At 36.7% G+C, this 18116-nt stretch carries 17 protein-coding genes and 2 other annotated features; of the genes, 15 read left to right on the top strand and 2 right to left on the bottom strand.

Annotated features, from left to right (window positions below):
- The first annotated feature begins 8 nt into the window (after window positions 1–8).
- The 6 genes from ybeY (at window position 9) to recO (ending at window position 3187) form a co-directional block, all read left to right on the top strand.
- The gene (gene ybeY / locus AACH31_RS03390; RefSeq protein ID WP_161831959.1) at window positions 9–482 is read left to right on the top strand and encodes an rRNA maturation RNase YbeY; all 474 of its coding nucleotides are present in this window, start codon (window positions 9–11) and stop codon (window positions 480–482) included.
- On the top strand, window positions 460–849 hold the full coding sequence (locus AACH31_RS03395; protein ID WP_262950442.1) for a diacylglycerol kinase family protein: 390 nt from the start codon (window positions 460–462) through the stop codon (window positions 847–849). The genes ybeY and AACH31_RS03395 overlap by 23 nt, the downstream gene beginning before the upstream one ends.
- Window positions 850–860: 11 nt before the next feature.
- On the top strand, window positions 861–1265 hold the full coding sequence (cdd, locus tag AACH31_RS03400) for a cytidine deaminase (protein WP_161831975.1): 405 nt from the start codon (window positions 861–863) through the stop codon (window positions 1263–1265).
- Window positions 1265–2173, top strand: coding sequence for a GTPase Era (era, locus tag AACH31_RS03405; RefSeq protein ID WP_161831961.1), 909 nt, complete (start codon window positions 1265–1267; stop codon window positions 2171–2173). Before cdd ends, era begins: the two co-directional genes overlap by 1 nt.
- A gap of 113 nt (window positions 2174–2286) precedes the next feature.
- Window positions 2287–2445, top strand: coding sequence for a YqzL family protein (locus tag AACH31_RS03410; protein ID WP_161831962.1), 159 nt, complete (start codon window positions 2287–2289; stop codon window positions 2443–2445).
- Window position 2446: 1 nt separating this feature from the next.
- Complete coding sequence (gene recO / locus AACH31_RS03415; RefSeq protein WP_161831963.1) at window positions 2447–3187, top strand: DNA repair protein RecO; 741 nt, start codon at window positions 2447–2449, stop codon at window positions 3185–3187.
- A gap of 96 nt (window positions 3188–3283) precedes the next feature.
- Here the strand turns inward: recO and AACH31_RS03420 are convergent, their stop codons facing one another.
- Entirely contained in the window at window positions 3284–4192 is a 909-nt protein-coding gene (locus AACH31_RS03420) for an ISL3 family transposase (RefSeq protein WP_338618079.1), read from the bottom strand.
- A 6-nt stretch (window positions 4193–4198) separates the two neighbouring features.
- On the bottom strand, window positions 4199–4570 hold the full coding sequence (locus AACH31_RS03425; RefSeq protein WP_338617262.1) for a transposase family protein: 372 nt from the start codon (window positions 4568–4570) through the stop codon (window positions 4199–4201).
- A 636-nt stretch (window positions 4571–5206) separates the two neighbouring features.
- Here AACH31_RS03425 and AACH31_RS03430 point away from each other — a divergent pair.
- The 9 genes from AACH31_RS03430 (at window position 5207) to AACH31_RS03470 (ending at window position 17809) form a co-directional block, all read left to right on the top strand.
- The gene (locus tag AACH31_RS03430; RefSeq protein WP_161831964.1) at window positions 5207–6580 is read left to right on the top strand and encodes a glycine--tRNA ligase; all 1374 of its coding nucleotides are present in this window, start codon (window positions 5207–5209) and stop codon (window positions 6578–6580) included.
- A gap of 54 nt (window positions 6581–6634) precedes the next feature.
- Window positions 6635–8434 carry a DNA primase gene (dnaG, locus tag AACH31_RS03435; protein WP_262950443.1) on the top strand — a complete coding sequence of 600 codons (1800 nt, stop codon included), beginning with the start codon at window positions 6635–6637 and terminating at the stop codon, window positions 8432–8434.
- A gap of 13 nt (window positions 8435–8447) precedes the next feature.
- The gene (gene rpoD, locus AACH31_RS03440) at window positions 8448–9830 is read left to right on the top strand and encodes an RNA polymerase sigma factor RpoD (RefSeq protein WP_161831966.1); all 1383 of its coding nucleotides are present in this window, start codon (window positions 8448–8450) and stop codon (window positions 9828–9830) included.
- An 11-nt stretch (window positions 9831–9841) separates the two neighbouring features.
- Entirely contained in the window at window positions 9842–10525 is a 684-nt protein-coding gene (locus tag AACH31_RS03445) for a tRNA (adenine(22)-N(1))-methyltransferase (protein ID WP_161831967.1), read from the top strand.
- Window positions 10522–11628: a Nif3-like dinuclear metal center hexameric protein gene (locus AACH31_RS03450; protein ID WP_338617912.1), complete on the top strand. Its 1107-nt coding sequence runs from the start codon at window positions 10522–10524 to the stop codon at window positions 11626–11628. Before AACH31_RS03445 ends, AACH31_RS03450 begins: the two co-directional genes overlap by 4 nt.
- Window positions 11629–11701: 73 nt before the next feature.
- Window positions 11702–11909 (top strand) — a binding site (T-box leader).
- 44 nt (window positions 11910–11953) lie between these two features.
- Window positions 11954–12982, top strand: coding sequence for a phenylalanine--tRNA ligase subunit alpha (gene pheS, locus AACH31_RS03455; RefSeq protein ID WP_161831969.1), 1029 nt, complete (start codon window positions 11954–11956; stop codon window positions 12980–12982).
- A 23-nt stretch (window positions 12983–13005) separates the two neighbouring features.
- Window positions 13006–15423, top strand: coding sequence for a phenylalanine--tRNA ligase subunit beta (pheT, locus tag AACH31_RS03460; RefSeq protein WP_262953918.1), 2418 nt, complete (start codon window positions 13006–13008; stop codon window positions 15421–15423).
- A 115-nt stretch (window positions 15424–15538) separates the two neighbouring features.
- A complete protein-coding gene (locus AACH31_RS03465) occupies window positions 15539–16600 on the top strand; it encodes a bifunctional 3-deoxy-7-phosphoheptulonate synthase/chorismate mutase (protein WP_161831971.1) in 1062 nt (353 codons plus the stop codon).
- A 219-nt stretch (window positions 16601–16819) separates the two neighbouring features.
- Entirely contained in the window at window positions 16820–17809 is a 990-nt protein-coding gene (locus tag AACH31_RS03470; RefSeq protein ID WP_161831972.1) for a substrate-binding domain-containing protein, read from the top strand.
- A gap of 44 nt (window positions 17810–17853) precedes the next feature.
- Window positions 17854–18057: a binding site (T-box leader), on the top strand.
- Window positions 18058–18116: the final 59 nt, after the last annotated feature.

The raw sequence follows: 18116 nt of genomic DNA on the forward strand, positions 1-18116 counted from the left end.
GTAAAAAAATGGCAGTTGATATCCAGTTTTATAATCAAACAGACGAAGCAGTGGATGTATATGAAAAAATGGTTGAAATCGTTGTAAATGAAACCATTAAGCAGGAAAAATTAGATCAGGAAACGTTAGAATGCAGCTTTATTTTTGTTGATAATGAACAAATCCGAGAGATTAATGCTAATTATCGAAATAAAGATGCCGTGACGGATGTCATTACATTTGCCATTGAAGATGAAATTCCCGGAGAAATTAAAATTCAAGGAGTGCCAATGCCAAGAATGTTAGGTGATGTCTTTATCTCATTACCGAGAACACGCGAACAGGCTGAGCGTTATGGGCATTCCTTTGAGCGGGAATTAAGTTTTCTTGCTGTGCATGGATGCCTTCATCTTCTCGGGTATGATCACTTAGAACCCGAGGAGGAAAAAATCATGTTTGGTAAACAGGAGGAGGTTTTAAATGCGCTCGGAATACAACGCTAAAGAGGAGCATTCCGTTTATGCCGTGTTAAAATCTTTTCGACCTGCCATTCGTGGTATCTTGACAGCATCTGCAATAGGGCGTAATATAAAGGTTCACTATCTAGCAGCAATAGCTGCTATGATGGGTGGCCTTTATTTTGATATTACTAAGATAGAGTTTTTAATTATTTTAGTGGTGATTATGCAAGTTATTTGCCTCGAGATGGTGAATACTGCCATTGAAAAGACGGTTGATTTGGTAACAAGTGAGTATCATCCTTATGCTAAAATTGCGAAAGATGTTGCCGCAGGAGCCGTATTAATCGCGGCCATTTTTTCAGTGATTATTGGAGGAATTATTTTTCTTCCATATTTATTAAAAATGTAGGTGAAAGTATGATAAAAGAAATGTATGCAGATTTAATCGAAGCAGCGAAAGAAGCTTACCAAAATGCTTATGTCCCTTATTCGAAATTTCCAGTAGGGGCTGCCTTAAAATTAACAGATGGAACTATTATTAATGGAGCTAATATTGAAAATGCTTCATTTGGATTAACGAACTGTGCTGAGCGCTCAGCTTTATTTACAGCCTTTACAAAAGGTTATCGTCGAGAAGATATTGAGGCGATTGCTGTTGTAGCGAATACGGATCGTCCTATCTCACCTTGTGGGGCATGCCGTCAAGTGATGAGTGAACTTATGCCGGCTGATGCAACGGTTATCCTATTAAGCAATAAAGACGAGATCAAAAGCTATCGTGTCTTTGAATTACTACCTTATTCATTTACATCGGAGGATCTATAATGACTAATGCAGCATTTAAATCAGGATTTGTTTCAATTATTGGACGCCCAAATGTCGGGAAATCAACATTTTTAAATCGCGTACTAGGGAAAAAAATCGCGATTATGAGCGATAAGCCTCAGACAACTCGAAATAAAATTCAGGGGGTTATTACAGATAGTGATTCCCAAACGATTTTTATCGATACACCGGGAATTCACAAACCGAAACATGAATTAGGGAAATTTATGACCGATTTAGCAATTGGGACCTTAAATGAAGTAGACGCAGTTATGTTTATGGTCAATGCAACTGAAAAATTAGGTCGTGGTGACCAATTTATTTTAGAGCATTTAAAGTCGGTGAAACAGCCGGTATTCCTTGTAATTAATAAAATCGATTTAATTACGAAGGAAGAATTACTCGCCGTTATTGCTACTTACCGTGAATATCATGAATTCGCTGGTATTATTCCGATTTCGGCAATGACAGGGGAAAATATTGACACGCTACTCTCTGTTATTAAGGAAGAATTACCAGAGGGACCACAATTTTATCCGTCCGATCATATTACCGATCATCCCGAACGTTTTATTATTTCAGAATTAATTCGTGAGAAGGTGTTGCATTTAACTCATGAGGAAGTTCCTCATTCTGTAGCGGTTGTGATTGATAAAATTGAGAAGGTAGAAGGTAAAAATGTGATTGATGTGATGGCAACGATTGTCGTAGAACGTCCGTCTCAAAAAGGAATCTTAATCGGTAAAGGTGGAAAAATGCTTAAAGATATTGGGACATTGGCACGAAAAGATATCGTTAAGCTATTAGGAACAAAAATTTACCTTGAATTATGGGTAAAGGTACAAAAAGATTGGCGTAATAAAAAGTTATATTTAAATGATTTTGGTTATAGCGAAAAAGAATATTAATTCGACTGATTAAGACAAAAGTTTAGGTTAATTTTTCATAATTTTTAGATTCTAGGATATACTAAAAAATAGGGACTAAAAATAATAGCGTAGCTAGTAAGAAGGGATTATACATGAATAGTCTAGAATGGGAAATCTTCAAACGTACGGGAAAAATTGATCACTATTTGTTAATGAAAGAATCAGAAGAATTAACAGTAGATAATTTAACGACCGAATTCTCAGACGAGATTGCTGATGTGAAACCTGCTAAAGTTACAGAGGAGGAGTAACGTGGCACTTGATGTAGAAGGAATTGTATTAAAGAGCTTTAATTACGGCGAACATCACAAAATTGTAAAGGTTTTAACAGAAGAAAAAGGAGTTATTGGCGTTTTCGTTCAAAACGCCAATAAAGTTAATACGAAGAAAAGTGCACTCGTTCAACCATTAACGTGTGCACGTTTTAATTTGAACTCCTCACACCAAGCAAACAGTGATCTTTACTTTGCTTATAGTGGGGATGTTATCGAATATTATTTAAATTTAAAATTGAATTATGAACACATGGCTTATTTTTATTGCATGGTTGAAATCATTCTAAAAGGGATGATTGATGAACGCTTTAGCAGATATACATATCACATGTTTAAACAGTTTCTGACAGCGGCTGAGGAAGGATACTCTCCGTATCTATTGAATCTTATTTTTCAATTAAAAATGTTACCCGCTCTTGGAATTGCCCCTGTAATGGATTGCTGTGCGGTTTGTCGAAGCACTGAAGATATTGTGACATTAAGTATCCGTCAAGGAGGACTTGTGTGTAAGAGATGTTATCAACCCGTGGAGCCTATTTTAATTGATGCACCTTTAATTCCAATGGTGCGTGCCCTGTATAAATTAGAGGTGGATGTCTTGCCAGACATCGATCTTGATGAAGATATTTTAAAACCAATTGAGCAATTCCTAGATGCTTACTATGATTCATACGCTGGATTTAAATTACAGACTAAAAAGTTTATAAATGATTTATAAGGAGCCTTAGGCTCTTTTTTTAGGTTCTTTGTCAAATAGTGTTGCTGATTAATTTGTAACCTGTTACAACGAAAATTCAAATCGAAATCCTAGTAGCTATGCTGCTAGGATTTTCGTTTTAGGCTTTGTTAGATTTTGAACCATGAGAATACGAGATTTAAAGTGATAGAAACTACGATATCCAAAGGCAATACGCTTAATGACCTTAATTTTATTATTAATTCCTTCGATGGGACCATTTGTATAATGAGTTGAGAGTGTATTTTTAATATAGGATTGATAAGTTTTAAAGGTTTGGAAAGCCGTTTGAAACTCAGGAGAAACAAGCGGATGTTCCGTTTCGAGTAAATGATTAAATCGTTTTAAGTTTTTTGTCTGAAGAGCGAAAAGTAACTCTTGATATAAATCATAGGTTGCTTTTAATTCAGGAGATAAATCAAGTAGAAAGTTTAAGATATCAATTTCACGCATGGGTTGTTTAAAGCAGTAAACTGATCGATAAGTGGTGGTATTAAGTAAAGCGTGAGATTTTAAAAATAAGCGCCAATAACGTTTGAATTTACGACCATGCTTTTTGAACTTTTTCATGAATCGGATTCGAGTTTTGTTCAGTGCACGAGAGAGATGTTGAACGAGATGAAATTTATCAATGATAATTTGGGCATGAGGAAAAAGATCCTTAATGAGGCTGATGTAAGGAGCGTACATATCAATCACAATATTTTTTACTCGATGACGTGCTTCCTTTGTGTATCGTTTAAAATAAGCTTGAAGGGAGTTTAAACGACGATCTTCAACGATATCGATGATTTGTTTTGAGTCAGCATCGCAAAAAATAAAAGACATATGCCCCTCAGCAGACTTAACGGATTTAAATTCATCAAAACAGAGATTTTCAGGTAAATAATTAAGGTTTAAGGTTTGAGATTCATAAAAGCTATGGATGATTCGATTGACGGTTGAATGAGAGACCTGATGGCGACGTGCGATATCACATTCAGAAATTTTATTTTAGGCCTCTAAAGCAATGGCGTGTTTCGTATGATAAGAAATGTAACAGTTCTTTTCAACAATTGAAGTACTTAGTGTAAAAGTAGACTGGCAATGCCCACAATAATAACGCTGTTTTTTTAGGTCTAAGTAGGTATCGTGAAGAGAGACTTTTGGAATGACAATTCGAGAGGTTTTAAATCCATGCTTCTTAAATTTTGAATCAAATAGGGTTCCGCATTTTTGACAATGAGTCGGTTGATACGTAAGAATACCTTTAAAGATAAAGCTAGTAATTCCGTTCAACTTCACTTCCTCAAGATAATCTTCTGAAAATGTAATATTTTTATCTTTAATATTTAAAAGTTTTCTAGTAAAATATGAGTGAGACATTAAATCTTATCCTTTCAATATTGTTTTAGTCGATAACATTGTAACAGGATTGAGACTTGAAGTCTCTTTTTTTTATCCTATGAAAAAAGTGCTGCTTAATCAGCAACACTAAATATTATAGAACCTTTTTTTATCGAAAGGACGCCGCTATTGTTTTGTAAGTTTTTATTTAGAAAATGATTCGTGAGTTTATATTTTGTGAGATAGGCCATTCATCGGGTCTTAGGGAGAGAATAGGGGAAGTGGGGCCTATTGCGTAATGTTTTTTATAAATGTGTAGGCATTCGTTGAAAATATTATCTTTTTGCTGTCGTTTTTAGTATTTTTGTATATTGTCAAGCAAGGTTTGATATAATATAATGGTAGTAGTATAATGCAATATTTGTGTGAAGACGAAGAGGAGTACTTTAGATCAGGTTGGAGGATAGCGAGTCTGGGATGGTGAAAGCCAGATTTCAACGACTTTAGGAAGGGACTTCCGAGCACGATTAATAAAGTGGTAAAGTCAGTTGATTTTACAAGTAGGGTGGAACCGCGGGAAAAACTCTCGTCCCTATGCTCAGGGCATAGGTATGGGAGTTTTTATTTTCTCTATGCCTATGGCGCCTGAAGTGTCAGTGAAAAAGGAGCGATAAAATGAGTCAAGTAACAATGGAAAAAATCGTTAGTATGTGTAAAACACAGGGATTTGTCTACCAAGGAAGTGAGATTTACGGTGGTTTAGCTAATACATGGGATTACGGACCATTAGGGGTTGAATTAAAAAATAACGTAAAAAAAGCATGGTGGAAAAAATTCATTCAAGAATCACCATATAATGTAGGATTAGACAGTGCGATTTTAATGAATCCACAAACATGGGTTGCTTCAGGACACGTCGGAGGATTCAGTGATCCGTTAATGGATTGTAAAGCATGTAAAAGTCGTCACCGTGCAGATAAATTAATTGAAGACCATGGGGATGATATCATTGCCGATGGATGGTCAGAAGAACAAATGATGAACTACATTCGCGAACATCAGATTGCTTGTCCAAATTGTGGCGCTCATGATTTTACGGATATTCGCCAATTTGAATTAATGTTTAAGACACATATGGGGGTTGTATCAGACGATAAATCAGTGGTTTATTTACGCCCTGAAACAGCACAAGGAATTTTCGTCAACTTTAAAAATGTTCAACGTACAAGTCGTAAAAAAGTTCCATTTGGAATTGGACAAATCGGAAAATCTTTCCGTAACGAAATTACACCAGGAAACTTTACTTTCCGTACACGCGAGTTTGAACAAATGGAGTTAGAATTCTTCTGTAAACCTGGTGAGGATGGACAATGGTATGAATTTTGGAAACAATACTGCTGGAATTGGTTAGTGAATTTAGGAATGAATCCTGATCATATCCGTCAACGTGAACATTCACAAGAAGAGTTAAGTCACTATAGTAATGGAACGTCAGATATCGAGTATCGTTTCCCATTTGGTTGGGGAGAATTATGGGGTGTTGCTAATCGTACAGATTTTGATTTAAAAGCCCATATGAAAGAATCAGGAGTTAACTTCGAATACCAAGACCCAACAACAAATGAAAAATATGTTCCATATTGTATCGAGCCTTCAGTTGGGGCAGACCGTGTGACACTTGCTTTCTTAATTGATGCCTATCAAGAAGAAACATTAGAAAACGGTGAAACGCGTGAAGTCTTAAAATTCCACCCAGCTTTAGCACCATATAAGGTAGCAGTGTTACCACTTGTTAAAAAATTAAATGAACAAGCTTTAGAAGTTTTCTCAACATTAGCACAACATATGATGGTTGATTACGATGAGGCAGGAACAATTGGTAAACGTTATAGACGTCAAGATGCCATCGGAACGCCATACTGTGTGACATTTGATTATGATTCATTAGAGGATAAAAAGGTAACTGTTCGTCATCGCGATACAATGGAGCAAGAACGTGTTGCTATTGATGAATTAGTTGATTATTTAACAGCAAAAATTCAATTTTAATTGATTACACTTTGCTAGGTGAAGCAAAATACGAGATGGAAGAGGGTGAATGCAATGGGAAGGAATAAAATTCCTCAGGAGTTATTTGATGAAGTCATCGCAAAAAGTGATATTGTTGATGTCATTGGCGATTATGTGCAGTTAAGTAAAGCAGGTAAAAATTATAAGGGGTTATGTCCTTTCCATGGTGAAAATACCCCTTCCTTTGTCGTATCTCCTGATAAAGGAATTTATAAGTGCTTTGGTTGCGGTGAAGGGGGTAATGTTGTTTCCTTTGTTTCCTCAATTGAAGCTGTTTCATACCCTCAAGCAATTTTAAAATTAGCTCAGCGGGCGGGCATTCAAACAGACATTAGCGTGTCATCGGATTCGAGCCTAAAAGAGGCAAAGTTTAAAAATGAGTTTGCGATTTTAGAGTTTGCAAAGGGATTTTATCATTACTATTTAAACCATACAAAAGACGGAAAAGAAGCATTATCCTATTTGAAAGAACGAGGGATTGATAGCGAAACGATTGATGCGTTTGGGATTGGGTTAGCTCCCTCCTATTCGGATGCTCTGGTAAAAACATTAACGAACAATCAGTACCCGTTAGAATTGGCGGCCCAAGTCGGCCTACTTAATGAACACAACGGTCATTACTACGATCGCTTCAAATCCCGTATCATGTTTCCGATTTCAGATAAGCTCGGACACGTGGTTGGATTTAGTGGACGAGTCTTCTTAGATGGGGATACCCATTTAGGAAAATATGTTAATTCACCAGAATCCAATGTTTTTCAGAAAGGGAAGCTTATTTATCACTTAAATGAAGCGAAACGTTCAATTCGAAGACATAATCGCGTTTTATTATTTGAAGGCTTTTTGGATGTAATCGCCGCCGTTAAAGCCGGGTTTGATGAATCTGTAGCGACGATGGGAACGGCGTTAACTGAAGAACATAGCCGTGAATTACGTCGTTTAACGGATAAAATCATTCTTTGTTTTGATGGAGATAAGGCGGGGCTATCCGCAGCAAGTAAGGCCATTCCTATTTTGATGGCACAAAATTTTTCAATAAGTGTCGCTGAATTTCCAAATAATATGGACCCGGACGAGTTCATTAAAACTTACGGGAGCGAGGCCTTTTCTAAACTTATTGATCAAGCGATTCCAGCTATTGATTATCAGTATCTCTCAATCAGGCGCCAATTTAATTTAGATTTTGTTAGTCATCGTGAACAATTTAAACGACAAATCTATCACTTTGCCTATACCTTACAAAGCGCAACACTAAAAGAGTTGATTTTAAAAAAATTAGCTCATGATATTTCAATCGGTGAACAGAGTATTCTTCAGGAGTTTAATTATAGTAGTAAAAGTCAAGTGTATAAAAATGTAAATATTAACAACAATAAAAACGAAAACGTACAAATACATTCAAGACAAGTACGAGATACTAAATATGAACGATCTGAAAAAATGTTAATTCACTACATGTTAAAAGAGCGACGTGTCGCTTTGAAGGTGGAAAAAGAGTTAAATGGATATTTAAACGATTCTACGCGTCGAAATATTGTGTTGTATATTCTCGATTATTACACGACGCATGAAACGATGAATTTACAATATTTTTTAAATTGGATTGATGAGGATTTAGTCAAGCCTATTACAGATATTATTTTTGAATGCGAATCATTACCTCCACTTGGTGATGATGAAGTAATTAACGATTTAATTTCTGTTATTAAAGAATATGTTTATAGAGTACAAATGGAACAGTTGAAAAAACAAATTAGCGAAGCAACATTAGATCACCAAAAATTAGAATTACTAGGTAAAGTGAATCAACTCAAACAACAGTTTGAGAAGTAGAAGGAGTGGTTTTATGTCAAATCCGGTACTTGACGAAAGAAAAATACTAGAAATTAATAACCGGCTTATTAAATTAGGTAAAAAGCGCGGCTATTTAACATATGATGAAATCAATAATGATTTTGCACAAGTTCAATTAGACCCAGAAATGATTAGCTCTTTTTTAGACTTATATGATTCGGAAGGAATTAATATCGTGAAAGCCGAAAAGGTAACGGAACCGAAGGTAGTTAAAGCGAAGCCTGAAGAGGTTGAAGAAACACCAGCGTTGATTTTACCAGAATTTAATACGGATGAGGATGAAGAGGAAAATATTCCTGCCGATTTTAGTGCCGAAGAAGAAGTTGATTTAGAAGAAAAATTTGATGACTTTGAATTTACATCACAATTCAAAATTAATGATCCTGTCCGAATGTATTTAAAAGAAATTGGTCGTGTAGAATTACTATCGAGTCAAGAAGAAATCGGATTTGCTAAAAAGATTGAGTGTGGGGATATCTCGGCAGAAATCATGGAAATTCGCCGACAAAATGAAGAAATTCCATCTGAATTGCTTGAACGTATCGATTCATTAATTAAAAATGCGGGTGAAGCTAATGACGGAAATGAATATTTAATTGGAATTACTGAATTAACGGACGAGCAAGCGCGCCGTGTCATTCTAGAAGGTGAATACGCTAAAAAACGTCTGGTAGAGGCCAATTTACGTTTAGTTGTTAGTATTGCGAAACGTCATGTTGGGCGTGGAATGTTATTTTTAGATTTAATTCAAGAAGGAAATATGGGGCTTATTAAAGCAGTTGAAAAGTTTGACTACCGAAAAGGATTTAAATTTTCAACATATGCCACATGGTGGATTCGTCAGGCGATTACACGTGCGATTGCTGACCAAGCTCGTACCATTCGTATCCCAGTGCATATGGTCGAAACGATTAATAAACTTGTTCGCATTCAACGTCAACTTGTTCAAGAATTAGGGCGTGAACCATTACCAGAAGAAATTTCTGATAAGATGGGAATTTCCCCGGAAAAAGTGCGAGAAATTTTAAAAATTTCTCAAGAACCTGTTTCATTAGAATCTCCAGTCGGTGAAGAGGACGATTCTCACTTAGGTGACTTTATTCCAGATGCGGATGCTTTATCACCATCTGAATTCGCTTCTAATGAGATGTTAAAAAAAGAATTAGACGATGTATTAGAGACGTTAACGGATCGCGAGGAACGCGTCTTACGTTTACGTTTTGGACTTGAGGACGGACGTACTCGAACACTTGAAGAGGTAGGAAAAGAGTTCGGAGTGACACGCGAACGTATTCGCCAAATCGAGGCTAAGGCTTTACGTAAACTACGTCATCCTTCTCGTAGTCGTCGATTAAAAGACTTTATGGAAGAATAGGATTAGAGACTATGAATTGCGAATTATCGTTACGATTACAAACATGTCTGGATGCTCTTCATCCTTTACAATCAATTGCCGATATTGGAACGGACCACGCTTATTTACCTTGTGCCGGACTATTAAGAGGACAATTGAAAAGAGCCATTGCAGCCGATGTTGGGGGAGGTCCACTAGAGGCTGCTAAGGCAACTATTTCAAAATATAACTTAGACGATCTCATTGAGACGCGTTTAGGATCAGGACTGAGTGTTATAAAGCCAGGTGAAGTTGAGGGCGTGGTTATTGCTGGAATGGGAGGAAAGTTGATTACATCGATTTTAGAGGCGGATATCCCGCTGGCTAAATCTTTTAATCGACTCATTCTACAACCTAATTTGGATGCTAATGTATTACGCACCTTTTTAATGAAAAATCAATTTGAGATTGTAGATGAGAAAATTGTTCTTGATGAAAAAAAAATTTATGAGATTATTGTTGTGCAACCGAGTCAAACTCCGGTGGTGTATAACGAATTAGATCTCGAATTTGGTCCTGTTTTAAGACGTCAGTCATCTTGTAAGGTCTTCGAAGAAAGATGGCAAAAGGAATATGATAAAAACAATCAAATTATTAATCAATTACCGGCTCATCATCCAAGAATCGATGCTTTAAATCATCGTCAATCGCTTTTAAAAGAGGTATTAAAAAAATGAGTTTGACTATTAGTGCGGTTATAAAAAAACTTGAAGAATGGTTTCCAAAAAAATTAGCTTATGATAAAGATCCAATCGGACTTCATATTGGAAATGTTAATCGCCCACTGACAACGGCCTTAGTCACACTTGATGTGACATTGGCGGTTGTTGAAGAGGCAATTGAAAAGGGTTCTAATTTAATCATTGCCCATCACCCATTCATTTATCGTCCTTTAGCAACCGTTAACACGAATACGCCAAAAGGAAAAATTGTTGAACTTTGTATTAAACATGATATTTGTGTTTATTGTATGCATACAAATTTTGATATTGCTACTAATGGAATGAATGATTGTTTAGCTCATGCTTTAGGTTTAAAAAATATTAAACCCCTTATTCCAACGAAACGTGAGGAGTATGTAAAACTTATCGTTTATGTGCCTCAGACTCATGTAGAGAAGGTCCGTCAGGCGATGGGGGACCTAGGAGTCGGGCAAATTGGAAACTACTCACATTGTACATTTGTTTCTGAGGGAATAGGTTCTTTTAAACCATTAACAAATAGCAATCCTTTTATAGGTGAGGTGAATCAACTAGAGCATGTGAACGAGTCTAAGATTGAAGGCGTTGTTCAAGCTAGTGAAGTTCAGTCTGTGATTAGTAAAATAAAAGAGGTCCATCCTTATGAGGAAATGGCATACGACGTTTACCCACTGCAAGTGACGATGCCAGGAGCTCAATATGGACTCGGACGTGTTGGAAATATTTCAGAACCACTTGAAGCAGCAGCGTACATCAAACAGGTTAAACAAGCATTAAATATTTTGAATGCTCGATTTGTTGGAAATTTAAATAAAAAAATTAAAACGGTAGCTGTCATCGGTGGGAGCGGAAGTAGCTATTTTGGTCCTGTTAAGGCACGTAAGGTGGATTTATTTATTACAGGAGATGTTGGGTTTCATGATGCTCAGGATGCACAAGATATGGGGTTAAATGTCTTAGACGTCGGACACCATGCGGAATGTATGATGAAGCAACATGTAGCCAATCTGTTAAATGAATGGGTAGCAGGGATAGCGATCGATTCAAAAATTAGTACGGAGCCCTTTCAGTTTGTCTAATGAAATAGGGCCTAATTGATATAAGTTCTTGTACATTTTTGATGAAAAAGATATAATAGAGATTAAGAAAAATAAAAAAACGTTGAAAAAGGCATAGTAAAGAGGAATTGACTATTGAGGGAGAAAGTGTCCTAGACTGCAAACACTTTTATAGGTAAACTCTTGAATTCACCTTTGGAGTGATGCTAATCCCATCCGGTTTAAACCGTTATTGTTACTGAAGTGGCTAAGGATTTTGATCTTAGCAATAAAGGTGGTACCGCGTGTGAAACGTCCTTTTTAGGACGTTTTTTTATTTGAAAAGAATATAGATGGAGGAATAAAAATGCTAGATCGATTAAAAGAATTGCAAGTTCAAGCTTTAGCGGAAGTTGGACAAACAACTGATTTAAAAGAATTAAATAATCTTCGCGTCAAGTATTTAGGGAAAAAGGGACCCATTCAAGAAGTCATGAAAAATATGAAAGACATGGCCCCAGAAGAGCGCAAAAGTGCTGGTCAGGTTTCAAATGAAGTTAAAACGGCTATTTCGCAAGCGATTGAAAGTAAAAAAGTAGAACTTGAAGAGGTAGCAATTGCGATGCAATTGGCGAGTGAAACAATTGATGTGACACTTCCAGGTCGTCGAACACGTATCGGAGTTGTTCATCCATTACAAGCTGTGACAAATGAGGTTGAATCTTTATTTATTTCAATGGGGTATACTGTTGAAGAAGGTCCAGAAGTTGAGTGGGATCATTACAACTTTGAATTACTTAACTTACCTAAAGGGCATCCAGCACGTGACATGCAAGATTCATTTTATATTACAGAGGAGTCGTTATTACGTACGCATACTTCTCCTGTTCAAGCACGTGTATTAGAAGCGGCAAAAGGAAAAGGACCTGTTAAAATTATCTGTCCTGGGAAAGTCTATCGACGTGATGATGATGATGCGACGCATTCACACCAATTTACACAAATCGAGGGATTAGTGATTGATACAGATATTACAATGGCGGACTTAAAGGGGACTTTATTAGAATTAGCGCGCAAGATGTTTGGTGAGGATCGCGAAATTCGTTTACGCCCATCATTCTTCCCATTCACGGAACCATCGGTTGAGGTGGATGTTACATGTTCTAAGTGTTCGGGTCATGGATGTAATATTTGTAAGGGAACAGGATGGATTGAAATCTTAGGTGCTGGAATGGTGCATCCAAATGTGTTAGAAATGTCAGGATTTGATTCTAAGAAATATCAAGGATTTGCCTTCGGAATTGGGGCAGAACGTATTGCGATGTTAAAGTATGGCATTGAAGATATTCGAAATTTCTATATTAATGATTTAAGATTTATCAATCAATTTAAATAAGATAAAAGTGGGAGGCTATTTACATGTTAGTTTCAGTGAATTGGTTAAGCCAGTACGTTGATTTAAGCGATATAAATCCAAAAGAGTTAGCAGAGAAGATTACGCGTACAGGAATAGAGGTTGAATCGGTGAACGTTCTATCAACCGCTACAAATGTGGTGATTGGTTATGTGGAGGAACGTGTGCAACATCCAAATGCGGATAAATTATCGGTTTGTCAAGTCAATGTTGGTGGAGAAGACGGAGTTGTACAAATCGTGTGTGGTGCGAAAAATATCGCAGCTGGACAAAAAATTATTGTCGCTAAACCGGGTGCAGTTTTACCTGGAAATTTCAAAATTAAAAAATCAAAATTACGCGGTGAGGCTTCAAACGGAATGTGTTGTTCATTAAAGGAGTTAGGAATTGAACAAAAGTTAGTTCCACATGCTTATGCGGATGGAATTTTCGTTTGCGCAGATGATGCTCCAATCGGAATGGACGCCTTAGAGTACTTAAAATTCCATGATACGATTATTGAACTAGGACTAACACCTAACCGTATGGATTGCTTATCGATGTATGGGGTGGCTTACGAAGTTGCAGCTATCTTATCACGTGACGTTCATTTTGATGCGGTGAATGTGCAGGAGGTAAAAGAATCGGCAGCTGAATTAATTAAAGTGAGCTCGATGACAAACAAAGCGCCTCGCTATCTAGCTCGCGTCGTAAAAAATGTTGAGATCAAGGAATCTCCACAATGGTTACAGGCCCGCTTAATTGCAGCAGGAATGCGTCCTAAAAATAATGTTGTCGATGTCACAAACTATGTGATGTTAGAGATGGGGCAGCCTTTACACGCTTTTGACTATGATACAATTTCTTCAAAAGAGATTGTGGTAAGAGAGGCCGTATCAGGGGAAACAATGACTACTTTAGATGGGACAGATCGTGAGTTAGTTGCGGGCGACCTCGTGATTACGGATGGAGTTAAACCGATTGCGATTGCAGGAGTGATGGGAGGACTTGAGACAGAAGTAACGGATCAGACAACTAATGTCTTATTAGAGTCTGCTTTATTTGATCGTTTATCTGTTCGCCAAACATCAACACGCCTAGGATTACGTTCAGAATCATCAGCACGCTTTGAAAAAGGAATTGATCCAAATCGTACAGAATTAGCGCTTAATCGTGCTGCTGAATTGTTGGCACAATTGGCGAACGGGGAAGTTTGTCAAGGAATTGTAGCATGTGATGAGTGGGTAATGACGCCAGTTGTCATTGAAATTACAGCTGATAAAATTAACTCTGTTTTAGGAACAACGATGACAACAGATGAAGTGGCCACTATTTGGGAAAGATTAGGTTTTGCTTATACGGTAGATCAAGAGGTGTTTAAAGTTAATGTTCCTTCTCGTCGATTAGATATTACTATTGTTGAGGATTTAATTGAGGAGGCAGGACGTATTTACGGATATGATAATATTCCAATGACGCTTCCGGCGACGGATATGAAGGGCGGATATAGTCCACTTCAATTACTTCGTCATCAAGCGCATCAAACGTTAATGGCATGTGGTCTTACTCAAGTGATTACTTACTCTTTAACAGGAGCTAAGAAGGCGGAACAATGTTTATCATTGCCAAAAACTAAGAAGGAGCTTGTGAAATTGGCGATGCCAATGAGCGAAGAACGCGCTTATTTACGTCAATCGACAATTCCTCAATTGTTAGAAGTTGTTGCCTATAATAATGCACGTACGATTGAGAACGTTGCAATTTATGAAATTGGGAAGGTCTATGCTAAAGAAAATGATCGCTATTTAGAGGAAACAAAGATTTCGGGAGCAATGACGGGTCATTTAGAAACAAATAAGTGGCAATCAAAAGTTGAAAAAGTTGATTTTTATATGGTGAAAGGGTATGTGGATACACTTTTAGAAGAGATGGGTCATTTAAATGTGACTTATGTGCCTGTTGTACCTGAAGAGTATAAAGATTTTCATCCAGGACGTTCGGCAATGGTATACGTTAATGAGGTATTAGTCGGAGTTGTTGGACAAATTCATCCAGAATTACAACGTACGCTTGATTTAAATGAGACGTATGTCTTTGAATTATCATTAGATCTTTTATTTACATTAGATTCATCAAGACAATCGTATAAACCAGTGCCTAAGCATCCGGGAATGACACGCGATATTGCTTTAGTTGTGAACCGAGATGTTTTAGCGGGAGATTTAGTGCAAACGATAAAAAGAGCGGCTAATAAGCTTTTACAAAATGTAGAAGTCTTCGATGTTTACGAAGGTAAAGGTGTTGAAGATGGTAAGAAATCAGTTGCTATTTCATTGTATTATTTAGATAATGAGAAGACTTTAACTGATGAGGACTTACAACCTGTTCATCAAAAAGTATTAAATGCTTTAACAGATGAACATTCAGCTGTTTTACGCGGTTAGTAAAAAAGGGGAGCAAGTAAAACTTGTTCCTTTTTTTACCTTATTTGTGCTAATAAGTTAAAAAAAGTAATTAATCCCTATAATAACATATAAACTATAATCATGAGGTGATAACATGACAAGTGAAAATTTAACACAATTAAGAAATCGAATTGATGAAATTAACGATCAATTGTTAGATTTATTAAATGAGCGAACAGCTTTAGTAGAGGCAATTGGTCGTGAAAAGGACAAGCAAGGATTAAAAAAATATGATCCGATTCGTGAACAGCAAATTATAGAAAAGTTAAGAGAAAAAAATCAGGGACCCTTAACAGATGAGATGCTGATTCACGTATTCAAAGAAATTTTTAAAGTAAGTGTCAAACTTCAAGAAGAGAAAAGTCATAAAAAGGGATTACTCGTTTCGCGTAAAAATAAATTAGAAGATACTGTCATCGATGTTCAAGGGGATATGATTGGTGATGGTGAACCGACCTTTGTTTTCGGTCCATGTAGCGTAGAATCAAAGGAACAAATGGAGCGTGTTGCAAAAAATCTATCTGAAAAAGGATTAAAGTATATTAGAGGTGGGGCATTTAAGCCACGTACATCTCCTTATGATTTCCAAGGGCTTGGTATTGAAGGGTTAAAGATGATGTCGGAAGCAGCTAAAAAATATGGTTTACGTGTGGTGAGTGAAATCATGGATGCAGGTGATTTAGAGGCCGCCTTACCATACGTTGATGTCATCCAAATTGGGGCACGTAATATGCAGAACTTTTCCCTGCTAAAAGCATTAGGGCATATTAACAAACCGGTTTTATTAAAGCGCGGATTAAGTGCAACCATTGAAGAGTTTGTCAATGCTGCGGAATATATTGCGATGCATGGAAATCCAAATGTGATGTTATGCGAACGTGGAATTCGTACATATGAAAAGGCAACACGTAATACATTAGATATTTCAGCAGTGCCTATTTTAAAACGTGAAACGCATTTACCTGTTTTTGTTGATATTACCCACTCAACAGGACGTAAGGATATTTTATTACCGATTGCAAAGGCGGCTTTAGCGGTTGGAGCTGATGGAATTATGGCTGAGGTACATCCAAACCCAATGTTGGCGTTATCGGATGCTAATCAGCAAATGAGTTTAGAAGAATTTGATTTATTTTACAAAAAACTACGCAACTAGAATAAGTTAAACATTTCCTGTCCATACTAAAAATAAGTAGAAAAAGCAAGCGATTTAAAAATGAAAATTTTCATTAAAATGTTGATAAATAAGTACAATTCTTATAAAATGGTAGAGAGAGTTGAATAAACAGACAATATTAGTGCTTACAATGTCGATAATTGTGAGTAATCAAAATAAAAAAGTGCAGGAAATTTTAAAGCAGTAGGAGTGTATGATATGTCTAAAGTAACCATTTATGACGTGGCACGTGTTGCAGATGTTTCATTAGCGACCGTTTCACGCGTGTTAAATAACCCTGAAAAGGTAAAACCAAAAACACGTGAGCGTGTTTTAACAGCAATTAAGGAGTTGGGATATCGTCCTAATGCGATTGCACGAGGATTAGCGAGTCGCCGTTCAACTAATGTTGGACTGATTGTCCCAACATGTTCACGTGCATCAGCATCGGAAATGATCGATGGGGTAGCTGATATTGCGGATAAATATCGCTATTCTGTGTTCTTAAATGTCACACATAATGAAAATGATATTGCGAATAATGCGTGGCAAAATATGATTGCTTCTCAGGTTGATGGTGTTTTAATGATGGCCGATAAATTAACAGATGATGAGGTTGAGCGATTAGCTACGGACACGGTTCCAACTGTATTATTATCAGTTAAAGATTTAGAAGGTCGTTTACCCGCTGTTTTAATTGATTATGAATTAGCTGCTTATGAAGCAACTAAAAAGTTAATTGAAAACGGAAATAAAGATATCGCGTTTATTACTTCAAGTTCACACCATGCGATGAACGATTTAAAAGAACAAGGGTATCGTCGAGCATTAGAGGAAGCGGGATTAGAACCTCGTGTCTTAGGTTTATATACTAAATTTGAAAGTTCATTAAATGCGTTTAAAGAGTTTTTTGATAATAATAAAGCGCCAGAAGCAGCTTTAGCGGTTCGTGATTCGGTAGCTGTCATGTTTATGAATGCGGCCATTGATCATGGAATTAATGTTCCTCAAGATTTAGAAATTATCGGATTCCAAAATACAAAATATGCGATTATGTCACGCCCACAATTAAGTACAATTAACATTCCGACTTATGATATTGGGGCTGTTGCCATGCGCTTATTAACTAAATTGATGAAAGAGGAAGAAATTACGGAAACTCAAATTACGTTACCTCACTCATTTGTTTGGCGTCAAACGACTCGATAATCTTGACAGTATAAGATATAATTTGTTATAATCCAAACGTTAATAATAATGCAATGATAAGACACAAGTAATGATTATTAAAGGGCAGTGACAGAGACTTAGTGATTGGTGAGAACTAAGGCCGTGATAATCACGAATTACATTCTTGGAGCATGTTCGTTAGAACCGGTTTTTACCGTTATCAACTTGAGTGGTTAAATAGACGATATTTAACAAGTAGGGTGGTACCGCGACATTTCGTCCCTTCATGATGTTTTTAAACATCTGAAGGGTTTTTTTTATGGCGCGAAGAAGAGGTTCGAATCTA

The sequence above is a fragment of the Turicibacter faecis genome (assembly GCF_037076425.1).
GTDB classification, from domain to species: Bacteria; Bacillota_I; Bacilli_A; order MOL361; family Turicibacteraceae; genus Turicibacter; species Turicibacter faecis.